This window comes from Planomonospora sp. ID67723 (assembly GCF_015711605.1).
Lineage (GTDB): Bacteria > Actinomycetota > Actinomycetes > Streptosporangiales > Streptosporangiaceae > Planomonospora_A.
The window spans coordinates 2,272,069-2,291,270 of sequence record NZ_JABTEZ010000001.1; the positions used below are offsets into that span (position 1 = coordinate 2,272,069).

Below are 19,202 nucleotides of genomic sequence, written 5' to 3' on the forward strand. Positions count from 1 at the left end.
TGACGTCCTCCCCACGCCCGTGGGGGTGAGCCGATGCTCAGTACGAACCCGGCCGCGAGGGCCACGTCCTCCCCACGCCCGTGGGGGTGAGCCGCCGACGCCTACGTGCGCACGCTCTCCGCCCACGTCCTCCCCACGCCCGTGGGGGTGAGCCGACGGTGGCTCGATGGGGCCGGGAAGGGCTGATGTCCTCCCCACGCCCGTGGGGGTGAGCCGGCCGCCCAAGTGCTGCAGGCGCAGGGCATCCGTCCTCCCCACGCCCGTGGGGGTGAGCCGCCCTCGGCGAGGTCGGACCACTCCAGCGCGGAGTCCTCCCCACGCCCGTGGGGGTGAGCCGGACGGGTATCGACTGCGCCATCTACTGAGGGCGTCCTCCCCACGCCCGTGGGGGGTGAGCCGGCCGCGTACACCTCCGTGAGCGTGGCGGCCGAGTCCTCCCCACGCCCGTGGGGGTGAGCCGCCGCCCAGCAGCGGTGGGAACGACGCCAACGCGTCCTCCCCACGCCCGTGGGGGTGAGCCGGGGTCGGCCCAGGAGTCGGCGCCGCCGGGCAGTCCTCCCCACGCCCGTGGGGGTGAGCCGGCCGACGTGCGTACGAGCCGCGGTCCTGAGGGGTCCTCCCCACGCCCGTGGGGGTGAGCCGACGTACGCCTGAAAGCGCTGCTCGTCCAGCTCGTCCTCCCCACGCCCGTGGGGGTGAGCCGTTCCCCAGGTAGTTCGCCTGGTGGCTCATGTTGTCCTCCCCACGCCCGTGGGGGTGAGCCGAACAGGATGTTGGAGCCGGCCATGTCCGGACCGTCCTCCCCACGCCCGTGGGGGTGAGCCGGTCTGCACCGAGATGGCCGACCGATTCGTCAAGTCCTCCCCACGCCCGTGGGGGTGAGCCGACCGAGGCGGCCCTATTGCAGCTCGGCGCCAGGTCCTCCCCACGCCCGTGGGGGTGAGCCGGCGACGGAGCTGTCTGGGCGCATCCGGGAGAAGTCCTCCCCACGCCCGTGGGGGTGAGCCGAAGAGCAGCACCGCGCCGCGCGGCCCCACCCGTCCTCCCCACGCCCGTGGGGGTGAGCCGCCGGGTGCCACGCTCCCGGCGCGGCCGGGCGAGTCCTCCCCACGCCCGTGGGGGTGAGCCGGTGGAGCGGGAGATGCTGAGTTCGGTGCAGAAGTCCTCCCCACGCCCGTGGGGGTGAGCCGTACAGGTGCAGTCCGCCGCGGCGGGTGCGGACGTCCTCCCCACGCCCGTGGGGGTGAGCCGTCCGCCGGGCGGATGACAGCGGCCACGTCGTCGTCCTCCCCACGCCCGTGGGGGTGAGCCGCAGAACTCCGGCGAGGATGTCGCCTGGAACACGTCCTCCTGTCAACGACGCTCGAACTCTGACCCCCTACCGACGACTGAAAGTTGACCCCCTGACGCTGATGTTGGTCACGGATTGTCGCTAATGGTCGTTGCCGGATTCGGCCGCAGGAATCCTGCCCAGATCACGGTTCTTCAGCCGGTAACTGTCTCCCTTCAAGCTGATGACCTCGGCGTGATGGACGAGACGGTCGATCATCGCCGCGGCCACCACATCGTCGCCGAACACCTCACCCCAGCGCCCGAACGGCTTGTTGCTGGTGACGATCAGCGACGCCCGCTCGTAACGGCTGGACACCAGCTGGAAGAACAGGTTCGCCGCCTCGGCCTCGAACGGGATGTAGCCCACCTCATCGACGATCAACACCGGGATGCGGGAGAGCTTGACCAACTCGTCCTGCAACCGGCCGCCGGCATGTGCCTCGGCCAGGCGGGCGACCCATTCGGCCGCGGTGGCGAACGCGACCCGGTGACCAGCCTGACAGGCCCGGATGCCCAGCCCGATCGACAGGTGCGTCTTGCCGGTGCCGGGCGGGCCGAGAAACACCACGTTCTCTCTGCCCACCACGAAGTCCAACGTGCCCAGATGAGCGATGACCTCGCGCTTGAGAGAGCGCTGATGATCGAAATCGAAGTCCTCCAGCGCCTTGCGCGCCGGGAAACGCGCCGCGCGGATGCGAGCCTCACCGCCGTGCGATTCGCGGGCGGCGACCTCACGCTGCAGGCAGGCGGCCAGGAACTCCTCATGGCTCCAGGACTCGGCCCGGGCGCGTTCGGCCAGGCGCTCCACCGCCGCCGCCAGCGACGGCGCCTTCAGCACCCGGGTCAGATAGGCCAGCTCAGCGGCGACGTTGCGCGAGCCGGTCGCAGCAGCGGCCATCAGGCCACCCCCTCGATGCCCAGCAGCGTGTCGTAGTCACTGAGCCGCCGCTGCTCGACCTCCAGCTCGGCCGCGGGCCGAGCGGCCTGGTTGACCGAGCGGCGCATCGCCGCCGCCGCGGCGGCGTGACCGGCATCAGTGATCGTCTGGTGGGCGGCCCAGCACCGCTCATGCCGGGCCACCAGACGACCGCCGCAGGTCACGACCACCTGCTCCAGGTCGGCGGCGACCTCGACCAGCCGGCCAATGACCGACGGGTGGACCGAGTAGTCGTTGGAGGCGATGCGCACGTAGTGGTCGCGGGCCAGCCGGGTCGAGCTGCGCCAGCCGGTCACCGGGGCGACCGGCGGCAACGTGACCATCGCGGTCCGGTCGGCGTCGAGGCGGTCGATCGGCCGGCACTCGATGCGCCGGTGATGACGCGCGTTGGCGCGATTCAGCCAGTCGGTCAGCTGGGCGTTGAAGTCGTGCGGGCCGGCGAAGGAGCGCCCCGGCAGGAACGAGGTCTCCAGATAGCCGTTGGCCCGTTCGACCAGGCCCTTTGCCTCGGGATCGGCCGGTCGGCACTGGTGGATGGCCACGCCCAGCGTTCCGCGGAACGCGCTGGCCTCGGTGGTCAGTTGCGGTCGGCCCGCCTTCCACTGCCCGATCGCGCTCTCGTTGTCCCACACCAGCGTCTTGGGCACCGCACCCAGAGCGGTCAGCAGGGCCCACATCCCGGCGAACAGGTCCCCGGCCGCGCGTGAGGGCAGCATGCGGGCCATCAGCCAGCGCGAGTAGCCGCTGACCATGACCAGCACCGGCAGGATCGCCGTCTGTCCGGCGCCCACCGGGATCCGCACCGGCGGGAACCACAGGTCGCACTGGGCCAGTTGCCCGGGCTGATACGTCGTGCGCGAGGCCGGGTCGGCGGGTTTGTAGTGCGGCCGCAGCAATTGGATGCGGTCCTTGAGCACGGTCAGGGAGTTCTGCCAGCCGATCCGCTCGGCGATCACGGTGGCCGGCATGTCCGGGAACTCCTCCAGCAGTTTGCGGATCTGCGGCTCGGCCGCGTCTGCGATCGATCCCTTGCTCGCCCGCCGGTACTTCGGCGGTTCTGTGGCCGCCAGCGCGCGCTTGACGGTGTTCTTCGAGATGCCCATCCGCCGAGCGATCGCCTTGATCGGCATGTTCTCGGCCCGGTGCAACCGGCGGGTCTCCGCCCAGTCCTCCACCTTGATCACCCTCCACGATGACAGCGGAGGGGTCAGATTTCGGCCGTCGCCTGAGAGTCAGTTTTCACGCGTCGTCGACACCTCCCCACGCTCGTGGGGGTGAGCCGAGCTGCGAGGTCTGCGGCAGCACGACGGCGATGTCCTCCCCACGCCCGTGGGGGTGAGCCGTCCTTGGCCCGTTCGACGGGCCGGGACTCGAAGTCCTCCCCACGCTCGTGGGGGCGAGCTGATCGACCGTGACCTCTCCCAGCCGCGCGAGCAGTCGTCCCTACGCTCGTGGGGATGATCTCTGCGCCGCCTCTATCATTCGGGTGACAGTAGGTGATCCCAGTGATCCAAAACATGCGGCGCGAGCCATATGCGGGCCAAGAACCCGAGGAGCCGGGAGAAATTGCAGATCATGGCTTGATCGGGGAGGGGCCTCCGGAGCCGGGAGCGCAAGTTCGAATCTTGCAGGGGGCACGCATAGTGCGTTAAGGCGGGACAAGCCAATGCTTGTCCCGCTTTTTAGCGTTTGAGTTTCGGTCGGGTGGTTCGACCTGAAGGTCTGCAGAAGCGATCATCGTGATGGCTGCCGGAGGTTACGCTTGGCGCCGTGGCGGAGTTGAGTGAGGCGCAGTCGGACGCGCTGGTCGAGCAGGCCACCGTTGACGCCTACGACGACGATGAGTGGCTCTCCGGGTTCCACGTCATGATCGAGGACAATCTGGCGATGCCGTTCCGGACGACCGTCTTGGGCGTCGAGGTCACGGTCAAAGGGGTCGAGCTGCGGGCGGGGAGCGGGATCGTTGCGATCTGTGTCCGGGGACGGCACCGTCAGGCGATCGGCATCCTCGACCTTCCGCTGCCGGATCCACCGCCCGAAGGTTCCGAGTGGATCGAGGCATACCGGTAAGGGGTCCCTGACGGTGAGCGAGTACCAGCCCTACGAGATCCTCGCGGCGGACCGCCCGCTGGATGCCCGGCAGCAGGCCGAGGTCCGCGCGTCCTCGACCCGGGCCGCGATCACCGCCATCAGCTGATGTACATCTGATACATTCATGACATGAGCGAGCCGGTGATCGAGTCCATGGCAGATGTCCGTAGCCACCTGGCGGATGTTATCGATAGAGCTCGTCGGGATGAGACCCCGACAATCATCACTCGACGCGGCAAGCAAGAGGCGGTGGTGATCGACATCCACGAGTACCAGCGTCTGCGTCACATCGCAGAGCAGGTCGAAGAGTCCTGGCTCAATCAGCTGGCTGACGAAGCGGAGTCCGAAGGCACGGCGGGATCCGTCTCTCTCGAGGAGATGGCCGCTCTGCTCCGCGCCCAGCAGGCTTGATCTCCTTGGGATACATCACGCGGTTCACTCCGCACGCCCAACGGGACATGCTCAAGATTCCTCGCCCGGACGCCCTGCGGATTCTGTACCGCCTCGCCGAACTGCAGAAGGCGATGGACAGCGGGGACACCGCCGCTTTCGACACCAAGGCTCTTCAAGGACATGACGCCCGGTGGCGGCTCCGGGTGGGGGACTATCGTGTCGTATACACGATCGAGGACGGCCAACTGATCGTGTGGGTCCTGGCCGTCGGCAATCGCCGTGACATCTACCGCAGCCTGTAGACCTCGGTGCGGGACCAGGCGCCCTCTTGGCGCCCTGCAGCGTCTCGCGCTTGAGCGTGGCATTGAACGCCTCCGCGGCGGCGTTGTCCGCACTGGAGCCGACCGCGCCCATCGACCGGCGCACCCCCAGCTCGGCGCACACGGCAGCGAAGGCGGCCGAGGCGTACTGCGCCCGTGATCGGCATGGAAGACCGCCCCGGCCAGGGTGCCGCCCCGGGTGGCGGCCGCGGTCCGCAGCGCGTCGATCACCAGCTCGGTGCGCATATGGTCGGCGATCGACCAGCCCGCCAGGCGACGCGAGTGCAGATCGATCACCGTCGCCAGATAGAGGAACCGGCCGTCGCCGGTCGGCAGGTAGGTGATGTCGCCGACGTAGCGGGTGTTCGGCGCGGACGCGGTGAAGTCACGCTCCAGCAGGTCGGGCACCGCCTGCCCGGCCGGTTCGGGCACCGTGGTGCGGACCTTCCTGCGCAGGTGTACCCCGACGACACCGTGCGCGCGCATCACCCGCGCCACCCGCTTGCGGTTGACCGCCTCGCCCGCATCCCGCAGCTCAGCGGTGATGCGCGGGCTGCCGTAGGTGCCGTCGAACGCGGCGTGGATCTTCTTGATCCGGTGCGCGAGGTCGGCGTCGGCCGCCGCTCGCGCGGCCCGGAGCGGGGCGGCGGCCCGCCACCGGTAGAAGCCCGAGCGGGAGACCTCCAGCACCCGGCACAGCCGCTTGACGCCGAAGGCGCTCGCGTGGTCGGCGACGAACTGGAAGCGGCTCACCAGTTGGTCTCGCCCGCGAAATACTCGGCCGCCCGGCGCAGGATGTCGCGCTCGGTCTTCAGCTCCCGAATCCGGGCCTGAAGCTGCTTGTTCTCCTGCTCAAGCGCGACCTCGGCAGCTGCCGGCCGGGCCGGTGCCGCCGCGGTCGGAGTGGTACCGGCCGCGCGTGCCTGCTGTACCCACAGACGCAGCGTCTCGCGGTTGACGCCCAGGTCCTCGGCCACCGATGCGTAGGTCCGGGCCGGGTCCGACAGGTACAGCGCGACGGCGTCGGCCTTGAACTCGGCCGAGTAGGCCTTCATGGCCATGCAGAACTCCTTGGTCTCCAGATCTCCATGATCCGGCACTCAAGGTGTCCACACTTCAGGGCGAGGACCCCACGCTGGTTGGGACGGCCACGTCTTCGGTGACTTTCTGAACACGCTGGCGCTTGGTCTGGTAGGTCTTGCTCACGGTCCCGGTCTCCTTGCTCGGAGTGATTTGGCGATTGCCCGAGACCTACCACCAGGTAGGCCCCGAGGCGGGGACCGCCACTTCAAGTTCTACGAGCTACGGGACAACCTCCCCCTCAGACGATGCCGCCTCGGCGCCACGATGCACCGCCGGCCCCTCTTCCGGCCCTCGCACGCGGATCGGTGAGCGACTCAGTTCCGATGCGTGGGCAATTCTGGGCGTTCGTCGGTCCAGCCGATTGCCCGGAACGAGGTGGAGAGACGCAGCTCCGCCTGCCGCCCGTTCGCGAGCTTGGTTGTGTTCGTCCTCACCTCGGCAAGAAGCAGGCCGGTGCTGGGGTCGACCACGAGCTGAACCTTGGAGAACAGGCCCGGCTCTATCTCCTCCTGATAGGTGAGCGTCTGCCCGCGCCGGCCCAGCGGATCGGTCATCTCCCCCTCGGCCCGTATGCCGGGCAGGGAGGCAAGGATCCGGTACGCGGATGCGTGAACCTCGGGCGAGGCCGGCAGACCACTGATGATGTCCACACAGTCCCGCAGAAGGATGTACGCCCTCGCCTCCTCTACGTCCATCATGGATCCGGTCAGCTCCAGCCGGCCGATGCGCTCTTCTAGGTAGCTCCGGAGCGCCTCGGGCTCGCCCGGGATTGCGCGCACTTCCTTCCAGGTCAACGATTTCCCTGCCAGGTCACCGGCCGAGCCCTTCCACTTGCCGTAAAGCCGTTCGGCGGTTCGCTCACCTGCCGCCGCCTTCAGCGGCTTGAACGGGACGGAGAACAGGTTTTCCGTCTTCATGTTCTTGGGGTATCGCCAGCTGGTGGGCGCCCCCGCAGCCCGCCAGGCCGCCTCGTCCTGCGGGGTCGCGGGCTTGACGCCGAGATCCTGCCAGATGCGCCAGTACTGCAGATCCGGCCGCTTCGCCCGCCACGTCTCAAGGGACCGGCTGCGCTCGAGCACATAGCTGCGCGTGGGGTCGGTCAACATCCACTGGCTGACGGTCGCGGTGCGCCAGTAGTCGCCGCTCGCAGGGGCCTTCTCCGCGGCGACGGCAGCGGCGAGCAGGATCTGCCGGGCGGTCGGTCCGGCCGTCGCGGACACCGACGTGCCGGGCTGAGGCGCGACAGAGATCGTGTTGTCGGACAGCATCGCAGGGGCGACGACCGCTACCGCGGCGGCGGCCGCGACCAGGCCGAGCAGAGCGCGGCCAGGAGAGAGCAGGAGCCGCCGCCGTGCCGGAACACGCTCCGGCGAGGCGGTCTGCGTCAGCAGCGCGTCCGCTCCCGCCGAGACCGTGGACGGCCGCGTGGTCGCGGCGGCGATGATCCGGTCGAGCCGTTCCGGATCGTCCACCGGCTTGAGCGAGGCGGGACGAGTGGCAGAGAGCGACTTCATCACGTCGGTCTTCTTCACCGGGTTGACTCCTTTGCAGATTCCAGCGATTCGGAGGAGAACACGGCGCCGGTGATCGCGTCGGTCTCTGCGGCCATCGCACGCTTCAGCCTGCGCCGGGCGCGATGCAACCGGACAAAGTACGTGGCGGTGGAGCAGCCGACGACCTTCGCCGCGTCCACGGCTCGCAGCCCATGCCAGGCGACCAGCGTGAGCAGTTCACGATCTTCATCGGAGAGCGCAGCGAGCCCCCGCAAAATTGCTGCCCTCTCGGTCACCGACTCGGCGACATCACGCGCCGTCAGCTCCGTGGCCGAGCCCCAAGCCGACAGCTCGTCCTCCAGCGACTGACGCCGAGCCTCTGCTCGGTAGGACTCGCGCAGTACGTTGCGGGCAACGCCGAGCAGCCATGGGAGCGCCTCATCCGGCACGTCGTCGATCCGCCGCCACGCGACGCAGAATGTCTCACTCGCCACCTCCTCCGCGAGCTGCCGCCCCGCACGGCTGACCGCGTACGCGTACACGCTCGAATAGCAAGAGCTGTACAAGACGGTGAACCGGTCCCGGGGACCAGGTTCGATCATGCGCCCCCCTTCCCTTAATGCGCCACTAACAGGGAAGTGAGCGAACCGCGCTATTTCTTACAGCCTGAGGGGATCCTGTGCGCCAGCGGGCGGCGGGATCACGTCCTGATTGCCAGCGTGCAGGTGCTTCGCCAGGGACTCGAACGTGGCGGACCAGTGAGGCGACTGAGGTGTGCCCGGGGCAGGCCGGCAGTGCGAGTTGGTCTGTGCCGACCCTGATGCCCTGGCCGCGTTCCAGCGCGCGTTAGCCGGGGACGAGGAGGTGAACCCGGCGTACCGAGACCACCCTCAGACCGTGTGGGAGCATCCGGTCACCACTCTGGAGCCCGCCGTCGTCGCGGTGGCGGCACCGCTGCTGCGGTGGATGGGATCGGTGATGCTGACCGCTCTCGCAGTGTCCGACGGGGAGATCCCAGCCGCGGTCCGCGAACTGCTTCCGGATGCGGAGCTCCCGCAGGAGTACATGATCCGGCACCTCACCGCGTTGCTCGACTTCTACGACGGGGCCGCGGAGCTGAGAGACGGTCGTCCTCCTTGCTCACGATCTTTTCTGCTCCTGCGGTTGGCAAGTTGCTGGTGATCGTGGTGAACAGCATGATCAACTTAGCGATCAACGCGACCTGCCCGCTCTGTCTGGCCTAACCAGTGGTTGACACATCTAGCGGTGATGACATGCGAACGCGACCCCCGCTCTTGATCGACTGGCTCGGAACGTGACTCGTCTGGCGGTAAGGCGTGAGATCGCCCATGGGTGCATCGACCGGATGATCTTGGCTGCCATCGCCGGAACACACCTCGTTCAGGGCCGCGAAGTCGCTTCCGACAGCAGAAACTCCAGCACGGCGTCGGTGAAGGCCTCCGGCTCGGCTTGGTGAATCAGGTGACCTGCAGGGATCGTGATGTGTCGGCTGCTGCGGATGCGGCGCGCCAACTCGGCGACCCGTTCCTGCGGTATCGGACTTTCCGGTCCGCCCCCGATGACAAGCGTGGGTGTCGTGATCTGGCTGAGTTGCTCCAACCAGATGGAATCGGGGTCGTCGATCTGAGCCTTGATCGCCTGCACCATCGCCCAGTCATAGGGCAGAGGTCCGTCCGGTCGGGTCGTGATGCTCTGCTCACGCGGCAACGGTGCCGGGACATCTTCCAAAACGAGCCGGTGCACCCGCGAGGGAGCCGCCTGAGCCAGCAGATATCCCACGATCCCGCCCATCGAGTGCCCGATCACATCCACCCGGTCGAGCGACAACCCGTCCATGAATTCAAGAACGTCGTCGCGCATCAACTCCAGCGAGTACTCTCCCGGCCAGCCACTCTGACCGTGGCCACGCAGGTCAAGGGCGTATACCCGCCGGTGGACGGCGAAGGCGTCCGCCACACCGCCCCAATCCGCCGATGACTCCCCCAATGCGTGCAGCAGAAGCAGCGGCGAGGCGTCCTCGGGGCCGACCGACTGATAGGAGAGCCGGATGCCGCCGACATCGGCGGTCTGATGATCGATCACATTCCGGACGATACCCGCCATGGCGGCCGGGCGGCTGCCGGCGGGATCACGTACTGGAACAGCGCCCGAAACCCGTCGGGGACCAGTAGCTGAAGGAACGCATCCACGGACGATCCAACGGCGGTGTTCGCGGCCATCGTCTACGTTCTGGTGAGCGGATGCGCCCGGCGGGCTCTGCCGCCGTGTTCCGGGATCGCGGAATCCACCGCTCACCGCCGCTTTCGTGAGCCCTTTTCAACCTGACGGAGCTGATCAGCGTGGGCGCAAGGAGGCTGGGTCGAGGTGAGAGGAGGCTCCCGGTAAGACAGCAGTCGACCAAGATCCGATGCCCCAACCGGGAGCCTCGTTGCTGTCATACCGTGCCGCGATTCCGCTGCCTGACCACACCCTCGTCCGCCTGGCCGAGCTGATCCGCGCCCACCGTGCCGAACGGCGCTCCCGATGGCGTCGCCTCGGCCCCGGGCAACAAGCCCTCCTGGTCCTGGCCCACCTGCGCGGGCGGTGATACCTACGCCCGCCTGGCCAGCGGGTTCGCCATCGGCACCACCACCGCCTGGCGCTATGTGCATGAGAGCGTCGACCTGGTCGCCGCCCTGGCAGACGACGTGCACACCGCCGCACACAAGGCCTCCCGCCTGGCCTACGTCATCCTCGACGGCACACTCCTGCCGATCGACCGGCCGGCCGACGATGCGCCGTACTACTCCGGAAAACATCACCGGCACGGGGTCAACGTCCAGTTCCTCGCCGATCCGGCCGGCCGTCCGGTGTGGGCCTCGCCCGCGCTGCCCGGCGCGGTGCACGATCTGACCGCGGCCCGGCGGACCGGCCTGATCGACGCTCTGACCGGCGCCGGTGTCCAGGTCTTCGCCGACCGGGGTATCAGGGTGCGGGCGGCACGATCCGGACCCCATTCAAGCGCCACCGGCACCGGCCGCGCCTGTCGCGCCACCAGAAGTCCGTCAACCGCTCCCACGCCCGTATCCGGGCGATCGGGGAACGCGCCGCCGCCACCCTGAAGGCGTGGAAGGTGCTGGTCCGGCTCCGCTGCTGCCCACGTCACGCCACCGTGATCGTCCAGGCCATCCTCGTCCCGCAACTCATCGAAGAGGACCGCTGCTCAGGATGAAGAACACTCCTGGTAGACCAAAGTTCGATTCACCGTCGGGCGTGGCGGTCCTATCGTCGCGCCATGACTACTGGCACGACGGAGTTCCCCGTGACGGGCCCGCCTCCAGGCCCCGCCCTGCCGCGATGGCGCCGGTGGGCCCCGGTTCTGGCGCTCATGGTGCTGGCGCCGTGGGCGGGCGAGTGTTCCTGGGGTGGCTTCTCCGCCGCTGGGTTTGTGTTTGTCGTCGTGGTCCTGGCCCCGCTGTACGGGGCAGCCGCGGTACTCATCCGTGAGGTCTCCGTCCGGGTCGGCGGAGGCTGGCCGGCGATCGTCTTGCTAGCGGCCGCATTCGGCATCTTTCAGGCCGGGCTAGTTGATCAGGCGCTGTTCAACCTCGGCTTCACCGAAAACACCGCCTACGCCGATGAGGTGGAGGCCGCCCGGGCCACCACCGTGCCGCTGCTGGGGTTCAGCGCCGGGAGCGCACTGACCTACGTCGGCAATCACATCGCGTTGAGCATCTGCGCCCCGATCGCGATCGTCGAGTCGTATCTGGCTCCGGCCCGGCGTCACCAGCCGTGGCTGGGCCGCCCAGGCCTCATCGTGATGGTTGTCCTGTTCGTCCTGGGCTGCTCGATAATCTTCTTCGACGAAGAGAACGGCCGCAAAGGATTCCTGGCCAGCCCGCTGCAACTGGCATTCGCGGCGCTGACGGTGCTGGCCCTGATCGGCGCTGCGCTGCTGCCCCGGTGGCGGCGCCGGCCTCGGCCGGTAGCCGGACGCAGCCCGCATCCCCTGTGGGCCGGGATACTGGTGTTCGGTGCCCGCTTCGTCGCAGACCCCCACGACTGGGCCGCGGTCAGCCTGCAGGTCGCGGTCACCACAGCTGCCGCCGCGGTGATCGTTGTGTGGTCCCGTCGCGCCGGCTGGAATCAGCGGCACGTCCTGACCGCATGGGCCGCCGCGCTGGTCTCGGCGGCCGTCTTCGCGTACTTCGTTCCGAACTACGACCCCCATTCACGCCTGGTGTCAGCAACGGAGGCATTGCTCAACGACATCGCCATCAGTGCGATAGTGCTCGCCCTGCTGGGTGGCGCGTACTGGCGGCTACGTCACTCTCCACCTGGGAGCATTGAGGGGGCGTTGCTAACGAAACGTGCGACCAGGGATCAAAGTTGATCTAGGTGGCGGCTCGGTTGATCCCTTGAGACCGCCACCGTTTCCCGAACATGATCAACAACTGTGGTCTGGAGTGTTCTTCATCCTGAGTAGCGGTCCTCTTCGATGAGTTGCGGGACGAGGATGGCCTGGACGATCACGGTGGCGTGACGTGGGCAGCAGCGGAGCCGGACCAGCACCTTCCACGCCTTCAGGGTGGCGGCGGCGCGTTCCCCGATCGCCCGGATACGGGCGTGGGAGCGGTTGACGGACTTCTGGTGGCGCGACAGGCGCGGCCGGTGCCGGTGGCGCTTGAATGGGGTCCGGATCGTGCCGCCCGCACCCTGATACCCCGGTCGGCGAAGACCTGGACACCGGCGCCGGTCAGAGCGTCGATCAGGCCGGTCCGCCGGGCCGCGGTCAGATCGTGCACCGCGCCGGGCAGCGCGGGCGAGGCCCACACCGGACGGCCGGCCGGATCGGCGAGGAACTGGACGTTGACCCCGTGCCGGTGATGTTTTCCGGAGTAGTACGGCGCATCGTCGGCCGGCCGGTCGATCGGCAGGAGTGTGCCGTCGAGGATGACGTAGGCCAGGCGGGAGGCCTTGTGTGCGGCGGTGTGCACGTCGTCTGCCAGGGCGGCGACCAGGTCGACGCTCTCATGCACATAGCGCCAGGCGGTGGTGGTGCCGATGGCGAACCCGCTGGCCAGGCGGGCGTAGGTATCACCGCCCGCGCAGGTGGGCCAGGACCAGGAGGGCTTGTTGCCCGGGGCCGAGGCGACGCCATCGGGAGCGCCGTTCGGCACGGTGGGCGCGGATCAGCTCGGCCAGGCGGACGAGGGTGTGGTCAGGCAGCGGAATCGCGGCACGGTATGACAGCAACGAGGCTCCCGGTTGGGGCATCGGATCTTGGTCGACTGCTGTCTTACCGGGAGCCTCCTCTCACCTCGACCCAGCCTCCTTGCGCCCACGCTGATCAGCTCCGTCAGGTTGAAAAGGGCTCCGTGATCGACGCCCACGGCGGAGATGCCGGCGTCCTCGCACACCACGGCTGCGGTTCTGCCTGCGACATTGCGGTCACGAAACGGCGGAGAGCCCCATCGGCCCCCGATCGGGATCTTCTTGAAAGGTGACGGGGTGCAGGCGAGCACATGCTCTGGAGATCTCGTCATCGGTTTCCACGGATGAAGCGTTGCATCAGCCGAACGGCTGGGACGACTCCGCGATCACCTCTCAAACGCGCACTGAGATGGCCGAGCAAAGCTCTGGCTTGAGAATGCCCTCTCTTATCGAGCATCCGGGACAGATCTGCAAGGCCGTATACTCATGCAAACAGCATTCGGAGTTGGCTATTGAATGCTGTTTGATTGGCTCGAGACTCTCCCGGCATTAATGGATGCTGCATGCCAGGTTGACGCAAATCGTGTCTGACGGACTCTTCCGGGGCGCCGGATACTCTAGAGTCGGTGAGTAATGTGCAGGATTTGCACAGCCCTCGCCGAACAAGTCCTGATGCCTTATCCGGTTCACCTCTTGGGGCTGGAATCAGAATGAGGTCTGTGGGGCTCGGGAACGGCGGCATGTCAGTTCGCGTTGGCGCGGCCGGAGGCCTATGGAGGCTGGACTCCGGACCAGGCATCGACTTCGCACTGCCTGTCGGCGTTGTTCCCCGCGGCCACGACTGCGCCATTGGCACGCAGGCCAAGGGTGTGCGTTGAACCGGCCGCCACGGCGACGATGTCGCGCCAATCGCCGACTTCGCACTGTCCGTAGCTGTTGTCTCCCGCTGCGAGGACCCGTCCGGACGCAGTGACCCCGACGGTGTGATAGCTGCCCGCGCCGAGCGCCACCACGTCTTCCCACCCATCGACCTCGCACGCTCCAGTTGCCCGGTCTCCGGTCGCTACTGCCCGCCCGTCGGCTCTGAGGCCGACGGTATGGAGATGTCCGGCCGAAATGGCGGCTAGGTCACGCCACCCTTCAACGGCACACTGCCCTCGTCGGTCGTTCCCTGCGGCCAGTGCAGAACCGTCCGACCGGACGCCGACCGAGTGCCAGTCACCACACGAGAGGACGACCATCTCGCGCCAGGACTGCACGTTGCACTGTCCTTCTGAACTCCGGCCAACGGCTAGCACCCGACCATTCGCGAGTAACCCGAGCGTGCGGCGCCAGCCCGCGGCCACGGCCGTGACGCCTCGCCATCCGGCGACATCGCATTGCCCATCGCCATTCCACCCCGTTGCCAGCACCGTGCCGTCCGACCGGAGTCCCACCGTATGGGACCTGCCCGTGTTCGTCGCGGTATGGACGTTGCCAGCTGCCACCGCGACGACGTTCTCCCATCGCTCGACACGACATTCAGCGGCTGCGGTATTGCCCACGGCGAGAACGGTTCCATCCCAGCGCCGTCCGACCGAATGACGCCTTCCGGCCGCCAGCGCCGACGGGTTAGCGAGCATTCCACCTCCTTGTCCTCGGCGCGAGTTCGCGACATGGGATTTACCCTTACTTCGGGCTGGGATCAGAGCGGGGTCCTCAGTCGTCGCCAGCAGATGACGGCACAACCGAGTGTGATGAGGGCCTGGTGGATGTCGTCGCGGATCTCCCGGCGGATGCGTGGGCGGCGGAACCAGTGCGGCAGTGCGATGGCGCCTTCCACGACCCAGCGGTGTACGCCGAGCCCGGAGCCGTGTTCGGTGCCGCGTCGGGCGATGTGCGGGGTGATTTCGAACCGTTGGACCTGGTCGCGGTAGCTCTCGTGAGCATAGCCGCGGTCAGCGTAGAGGCGCTTCGGGCGGCGCAGCGGTTGGCCGCATTCGCCTCGGATCGGCGGGACCGCTCGGATCAGTGGGATCGCTGGGGTACGTCGTTGCGGTTGCCGCCGGTCAGCGTGACGGCCAACGGGATGCCGCGGGCCTCGACGATCACGTGGTGCTTGCTGCCGGTCTTGCCCCGGTCCATCGGGAACGGGCCGGTGGACGCACCACCTTTCATCGCCCGCAGATGGCTCGAGTCGACCGACGCCCGGCGTCCTGCCGGGCAAGATCCATGACCTGACCGCCGCCCGCATCCGGGGCATCCTGCGCATGCTGGAACGGGCCGGCATCGTCACGCTCGCCGACAAGGGCTATCAGGGCGCGGAAGGCCCGGTGGTCACGCCGTACAAGGGACAGGAACAAGCCTGTCTCCCAGAAGCGGGCCAACCGCTCCCACGCCCGGCTGCGCGGCCGGGGTGAACGTGCCAACGCCCAGCTCAAGAGCTGGCGCATCCTGCGCAAGCTCCGCCGCAGTCCCGGCAAGGCCGGGCACCTGTGCAAGGCCGTCGTCGCCGTCCTGCAGAACTACGAGGTCGCCCGACGATGAAAAAGGTGCACTTCACCAGTCCCGCCGATCGGCGCTCGTCAGGCATGGTCGGCCCACCGGCTCCACTTCTTGGGTACGGTGACCTGTCCGGACACCGGTACGGCAACAACCGGCATCCCCGCCCGTCACCGCCGCAGCGGAGCCATCCACCCCATCGGCCAGACGCTCTCCCGGGAAGCGAGGCAAGGGGCGATGACCTCTCCGACATGGCTGAGCGACCGATCCGGGGTGACCCGGCACACCAAGCCAGGAGCGGGCCAGGACGCCCCTGCAAGCTACCGATCCTCAGTGACGCGCATGAGGTGCGGGCGGCATGGTTGCCGAAGTTTCGCCGGATCGGGGTGCCGTGTTGAGCGCTCGCAAGGCGTGCTCGATCAACTCGCCGAGTTGGCGAGAATCGGGCATGCCCAGGTGGAAGACGAGCCGGTGGTAGAGAGGTCCGTACAGCAGGTCCACCGCGATATCCAGGTCCGCGTCGGTGGCGATTTGTCCTTCGAGCTGCGCTCGGCGCATGCGCTCTTTGAACTGCGCGATGCGGGGTGCGATGAGCCGTTCCCGGAGTTCGTGCGCCAGATCGGCATTCTGGAGGGCCTCGGCGATCAGCCCGACAACCGCGGAGCGATCCGCGGGCGAGAGCAGAGCGATGACGGCGGTGAGTTGGGTACGCAGGTCCACGACAAGATCACCCGTGTCCGGGTAGTCGACCACCGTGGTCGCCAAGTCGTCGAGTGCCTCCAGCACCACGGCTCCCTTCGACGGCCACCACCGGTAGATGGTCTTCTTGCTCACGCCGGCGCTCGCGGCGATGCCCTCGATCGTGAGCTGGCCATAGCCGGACTCGATGCACAGCCGTAACGCCGCCTCGAGGATGGCGCGACGGCTGGCTTCGCTGCGGCGGTGCGGATTCGGAGGCACGGACACGCTCACCACCCTACGGGAAACGGAACGTGTCGTATTGACATCACGGATAAACGACACGTAGCGTGTCGCCTCCGATGTGGGCTCGGTTCTGCGTCGGCAGGCCGCCGGAGTGCCGCCGTACTACTACGTAATCGGAGTATCCAATGAGCAAGGTCGTTGCCGCGATGTCGATCTCGGTCGACGGGTACGTCGGGGGAAGTGATCCCGAGCAGTGGTTCCCCGTACACAACCGGGTGCACGGCTGGGTGTTCCACCTGGCAGCCTGGCGGGAACGCCAGGGCATGACTGGGGGCGACCACACGGTCTCCTCGGACCTGGTCGCCGAAGAGTTCGCCGACACCGGCGCCTATGTCATGGGACGTACCATGTTCGACTTCGGCGAAGAGCCCTGGGGCGAGCAGCCGCCGTTTCGCGTTCCGGTGTTCGTGGTCACCCACCACGAGCGTGAGCCCTTGCACCGGATCGGCACCAGCTTCACGTTCGTGACCGAAGGGCTGGAATCCGCAATCAAGCAAGCCGTCGAGGCCGCCGAGGGGCGCGACGTGTTCCTGTCGGGTGGCGCGAGCATCGTCCAGCAAGCGATCGCCGCCGGACTGCTCGACGAACTGCATCTGCACCAGGCACCGGTGCTGCTCGGCGCCGGAATCCGGCTGTGGGACCACATCGGGCCAGGCTGGAAGGAACTCACACCCATCCGCGTCACGCCTGGCAACGGTGTGACGCACCTGTACTACCAGTTCCTCCGCTGACCTTCGGCACTCGTCGCGAAACCGCCGATTGCGAGGTGGAGGGTCCTCACCCCGACGTGCGGGCACACTGAGTGCCGGATCACTGAGATCGTTCCATCTCGAAGCCTCAGGTCAACGTGCTGGTGTGATCCAGTAAGGGCGTGCTCCCACTGGTTGCGGACGGTGATCATGCGGGTGATCGTCTGTCATCGGACGTGCTCGGTGGCGGCCAGCGGTGATGACCGGGTGCTCGGCTTCGTCGTCCAGGTCGACGAAGCCGAGACCGACGAAGGCACCCAGCCCGGCCTCACGCAGCCGGGCGGTGAGCCGGTTATGGCGGGCGGCTGCGGTCTCGACGACCCATCCGGCCGCCGACTGGCCCACTTCGGGAGTTCGCACCACGCCGACGACTGGGTTGAACTTCCCTCACCGGCAGCCCGCTCTCGATCCGCTTCCAGCGCGTGCCGTTGGAGACGTTCCTGGGCGGGCTACTGACCGCCGGGTTCGTCCTGGAACGGCTGATCGAACCGCGGCCGATCCCTGGAGCTGCGAGAAATCAACGAGGCCGCTCACAATAAAACGAGGCCGCTCACAATGAGCTGCACCGGGCACCGTGCTTCCTCGCTGTCAGGCTGACGCATCCTTGATCACACGAGATGAAAATAGCTCACTCATGTTCAATGCGAGAGACATGTCAAGATCTTGAGCACGTCGAGCACGTACCGTTCGGCAACGACACGCTGCCCGTCACCACCGATCACGCCGCCACGACCTGCACATGGCGGGACGAGAAGAAGGCCCTTGGGCGGGCATCCCGCCGTTCAGGGCCTTCTCCCAGGCGTGCCGGTTCGCCGCGGGACCCGCGCGATCACCGATCGGCGCGGTCCTACTCGTCCATCAGATTCACCCAGTCGTTCACCAGCTTCTCCAGCGTGGCCTTGCCCGCTTTGATCTCGGCCATGCTGCGGAACTTGGCGTAGGCCCGCCCCTTGGGTCCCGCCTCCAGCAGGCCCGACTCGTCCTTGAGCAGGGACCCCTTGTGGAAGATGACGGGGACGTAGTCCTTCACCCTCGGGTTGAGGCTGGCCATTTCCTCTTTGTAGGCGAAGCTGGGGCCTCCCCACTTCACGTCTTCTTCGATTTTCGGGTTCGCTTTGATGATGATTTCCCGGATGGCTTCCATCTCCGCTTTCATGGGATGGTCGAGCTTGCCCAGGAAATCTTCTACTTTCTGCGTTCCGCTCATGTTCGAGTACTACACCACGGGCATGGAGCGCACAACGCCGCGCATTCCGTTCTGGGGTCGTGCCGCCGGGCTTAGGGGTGCGGGCGGGCGCGATCGCGCGGCGGCGACGTGGGGCGGGCGGCGGCGCGGTGCCGGAGGGGAGCGGGAGGTCGTGGCGGCACACCGCCGCAGCCTGCGCACCCCCTTACCGGTCGTCACCCCCGCATCGCAACTGGACTGTTGACAAGAAGTGGATCCGCTTGGGCAACTTGCTGACCTCGTCTTTCCTTTCCCGCCGGGCCCCGAGGGAGCAGAGTTGTCCTTGCAAGAGCGAGTCGATCGCCAAATAAAAGGAGTCAGGAAATGCAGAAGAAGACCGGTTTCCTCGTCAAGCTCGGTGTCGCCGCCACTGTCGCGGCCGGTGCGCTGACCCTCGTGTCGCAGCCGGCGGCCCTGGCTGCCGCTCCCGGTTTCTCGGTGACGCCGGCCGCGGGCCTGTCGGACGGCGACACCGTCACGGTGGCGATCACCGGCGCGACGGCGGGTGAGCAGTTCAGTGTCGTGCAGTGTGCGACTGTCGCCGAGCAGCTCGCGTGCAACGAGGCGACCGCCAAGACGGTCACCGTGGGCGCTGACGGGTCCGTCGGCTCCACGTTCGTGGTGCGGAAGAGCTTCCAGGGTGTGACCCCGCCGGCGAGCACCCCGGTCGGCACGGTGGACTGCACCGTCGTCACCTGCTTCGTCAGCGCCGGGAACGAGAGCTCCTTCCTCGGCTCCCAGGCGCTCTCCTTCACGGGGTAGCCGTACCCGGTGAGCCGGCGGTGGCCGGGCCGCCCGCGCCGCCTTCCCGAAGAAGACGGCGCGGGCCCCGGTGCCCGTCCTCCGGTGACCAGCGCCGGTGGGTTACGGCTCGGTTGCGTGGGGTGGCCGGACGGTGAT

Annotated in this window: 15 protein-coding genes, 5 pseudogenes and 2 CRISPR repeat arrays (1 of these 22 running past the window's edge); of the genes and pseudogenes, 9 read left to right on the forward strand and 11 right to left on the reverse strand. The window is 67.7% G+C overall.

Annotation, left to right across the window (positions count from 1 at the left end; all coding sequences use genetic code 11):
- A CRISPR array of direct repeats spans positions 1 to 338; the repeat unit is 29 nt; unit sequence GTCCTCCCCACGCCCGTGGGGGTGAGCCG; it begins 789 nt to the left of the window's first position.
- A gap of 93 nt (positions 339 to 431) precedes the next feature.
- Positions 432 to 1,312: a CRISPR direct-repeat array (repeat unit 29 nt; unit sequence GTCCTCCCCACGCCCGTGGGGGTGAGCCG).
- 120 nt (positions 1,313 to 1,432) lie between these two features.
- A complete protein-coding gene (gene istB, locus HS041_RS10645) occupies positions 1,433 to 2,230 on the reverse strand; it encodes an IS21-like element helper ATPase IstB (protein WP_196440301.1) in 798 nt (265 codons plus the stop codon).
- Complete coding sequence (istA, locus tag HS041_RS10650) at positions 2,230 to 3,453, reverse strand: IS21 family transposase (RefSeq protein WP_196440302.1); 1,224 nt, start codon at positions 3,451 to 3,453, stop codon at positions 2,230 to 2,232. Before istA ends, istB begins: the two co-directional genes overlap by 1 nt.
- Before the next feature lie 586 nt (positions 3,454 to 4,039).
- Between istA and HS041_RS10655 the strand changes: the two genes are divergently transcribed.
- Positions 4,040 to 4,339, forward strand: coding sequence for a hypothetical protein (locus HS041_RS10655; RefSeq protein ID WP_196440303.1), 300 nt, complete (start codon positions 4,040 to 4,042; stop codon positions 4,337 to 4,339).
- A 174-nt stretch (positions 4,340 to 4,513) separates the two neighbouring features.
- A complete protein-coding gene (locus HS041_RS10660) occupies positions 4,514 to 4,771 on the forward strand; it encodes a type II toxin-antitoxin system Phd/YefM family antitoxin (RefSeq protein WP_196440873.1) in 258 nt (85 codons plus the stop codon).
- 306 nt (positions 4,772 to 5,077) lie between these two features.
- On the opposite strand, the pseudogene HS041_RS10670 reads toward HS041_RS10660, so the two are convergent.
- From HS041_RS10670 to HS041_RS10680, 3 genes and pseudogenes are all read right to left on the reverse strand, one after another.
- Positions 5,078 to 6,134, reverse strand: a pseudogene (locus tag HS041_RS10670) (IS3 family transposase); the annotation flags it as partial.
- A gap of 336 nt (positions 6,135 to 6,470) precedes the next feature.
- The gene (locus HS041_RS10675) at positions 6,471 to 7,688 is read right to left on the reverse strand and encodes a CU044_5270 family protein (RefSeq protein ID WP_196440305.1); all 1,218 of its coding nucleotides are present in this window, start codon (positions 7,686 to 7,688) and stop codon (positions 6,471 to 6,473) included.
- The gene (locus HS041_RS10680; protein WP_196440306.1) at positions 7,685 to 8,251 is read right to left on the reverse strand and encodes an RNA polymerase sigma factor; all 567 of its coding nucleotides are present in this window, start codon (positions 8,249 to 8,251) and stop codon (positions 7,685 to 7,687) included. Before HS041_RS10680 ends, HS041_RS10675 begins: the two co-directional genes overlap by 4 nt.
- Before the next feature lie 295 nt (positions 8,252 to 8,546).
- Between HS041_RS10680 and HS041_RS10685 the strand changes: the two genes are divergently transcribed.
- Positions 8,547 to 8,831, forward strand: a complete 285-nt coding sequence (locus HS041_RS10685; protein WP_196440307.1) for a hypothetical protein — start codon at positions 8,547 to 8,549, stop codon at positions 8,829 to 8,831.
- Between the two features lie 219 nt (positions 8,832 to 9,050).
- Here the strand turns inward: HS041_RS10685 and HS041_RS10690 are convergent, their stop codons facing one another.
- A complete protein-coding gene (locus HS041_RS10690; protein ID WP_196440308.1) occupies positions 9,051 to 9,752 on the reverse strand; it encodes an alpha/beta fold hydrolase in 702 nt (233 codons plus the stop codon).
- A gap of 346 nt (positions 9,753 to 10,098) precedes the next feature.
- On the opposite strand from HS041_RS10690, the pseudogene HS041_RS10695 reads away from it, so the two are divergent.
- Positions 10,099 to 10,881, forward strand: a pseudogene (locus HS041_RS10695) (transposase family protein).
- A 156-nt stretch (positions 10,882 to 11,037) separates the two neighbouring features.
- Positions 11,038 to 12,042 carry a hypothetical protein gene (locus tag HS041_RS10700; RefSeq protein WP_196440309.1) on the forward strand — a complete coding sequence of 335 codons (1,005 nt, stop codon included), beginning with the start codon at positions 11,038 to 11,040 and terminating at the stop codon, positions 12,040 to 12,042.
- A gap of 80 nt (positions 12,043 to 12,122) precedes the next feature.
- On the opposite strand, the pseudogene HS041_RS10705 reads toward HS041_RS10700, so the two are convergent.
- From HS041_RS10705 to HS041_RS38190, 3 genes and pseudogenes are all read right to left on the reverse strand, one after another.
- Positions 12,123 to 12,829: pseudogene (locus HS041_RS10705) on the reverse strand (transposase family protein).
- 804 nt (positions 12,830 to 13,633) lie between these two features.
- Positions 13,634 to 14,485, reverse strand: coding sequence for an RCC1 domain-containing protein (locus HS041_RS40405; protein ID WP_196440310.1), 852 nt, complete (start codon positions 14,483 to 14,485; stop codon positions 13,634 to 13,636).
- 62 nt (positions 14,486 to 14,547) lie between these two features.
- Positions 14,548 to 15,053 (reverse strand): annotated as a pseudogene (locus HS041_RS38190) (transposase); the annotation flags it as partial.
- Here HS041_RS38190 and HS041_RS38195 point away from each other — a divergent pair.
- Positions 15,014 to 15,389, forward strand: a pseudogene (locus HS041_RS38195) (transposase family protein); the annotation flags it as partial. The pseudogenes HS041_RS38190 and HS041_RS38195 sit on opposite strands and share 40 nt — an antisense overlap.
- Before the next feature lie 285 nt (positions 15,390 to 15,674).
- Here the strand turns inward: HS041_RS38195 and HS041_RS10725 are convergent.
- Positions 15,675 to 16,310, reverse strand: coding sequence for a TetR/AcrR family transcriptional regulator (locus HS041_RS10725; RefSeq protein ID WP_307845231.1), 636 nt, complete (start codon positions 16,308 to 16,310; stop codon positions 15,675 to 15,677).
- 143 nt (positions 16,311 to 16,453) lie between these two features.
- Between HS041_RS10725 and HS041_RS10730 the strand changes: the two genes are divergently transcribed.
- Entirely contained in the window at positions 16,454 to 17,059 is a 606-nt protein-coding gene (locus HS041_RS10730) for a dihydrofolate reductase family protein (RefSeq protein ID WP_196440313.1), read from the forward strand.
- Positions 17,060 to 17,227: 168 nt separating this feature from the next.
- The gene (locus HS041_RS10735; protein ID WP_196440314.1) at positions 17,228 to 17,533 is read left to right on the forward strand and encodes a hypothetical protein; all 306 of its coding nucleotides are present in this window, start codon (positions 17,228 to 17,230) and stop codon (positions 17,531 to 17,533) included.
- 391 nt (positions 17,534 to 17,924) lie between these two features.
- Here HS041_RS10735 and HS041_RS10740 read toward each other — a convergent pair whose 3' ends face one another.
- Positions 17,925 to 18,284, reverse strand: coding sequence for a DUF1801 domain-containing protein (locus HS041_RS10740; RefSeq protein WP_196440315.1), 360 nt, complete (start codon positions 18,282 to 18,284; stop codon positions 17,925 to 17,927).
- A gap of 342 nt (positions 18,285 to 18,626) precedes the next feature.
- On the opposite strand from HS041_RS10740, the gene HS041_RS10745 reads away from it, so the two are divergent.
- The gene (locus tag HS041_RS10745; RefSeq protein ID WP_196440316.1) at positions 18,627 to 19,064 is read left to right on the forward strand and encodes an enediyne antibiotic chromoprotein; all 438 of its coding nucleotides are present in this window, start codon (positions 18,627 to 18,629) and stop codon (positions 19,062 to 19,064) included.
- Positions 19,065 to 19,202 lie beyond the last annotated feature (138 nt).